At 45.2% G+C, this 310-nt stretch carries 1 protein-coding gene; it reads left to right on the forward strand.

Annotation, left to right across the window (positions count from 1 at the left end; translation table 11 throughout):
• Positions 1–309: hypothetical protein (locus Q7P33_RS17985; RefSeq protein ID WP_303872109.1), on the forward strand; the 309-nt coding region annotated here is incomplete at its 5' end.
• Position 310: the final 1 nt, after the last annotated feature.

Consider the following 310-nt stretch of genomic DNA (forward strand, 5'->3'; position numbering starts at 1 on the left):
CCTGGGAGGATAGGACATTGCGGGACTTTTTTTAATGAAGCCGTGCAAAAAAATACAGATATAAACATTGATTTTCAAGTGAACTTGAATCAATATTTATATCTGTATTTTTTTATGGGGCGAAGCCCCAAACGCAGGCGCAGTGAAACGGAGACGGAGTTGCACGGCTTCATTAAAACGGCAGTGACTTTAAGAGACGTTAGAGACGAAAGCTTTTATATTGAAGCCATCTGGCGACTGACGCGACGGAGGCGCAGCGTTAGCTACGCCGAAGTGCCGCATGAGCGAGTTAAACGGCAGTACAATTGAG

Origin of the sequence: Acetobacterium wieringae (assembly GCF_026646375.1) — a bacterium.
Lineage (GTDB): Bacteria > Bacillota > Clostridia > Eubacteriales > Eubacteriaceae > Acetobacterium > Acetobacterium wieringae_A.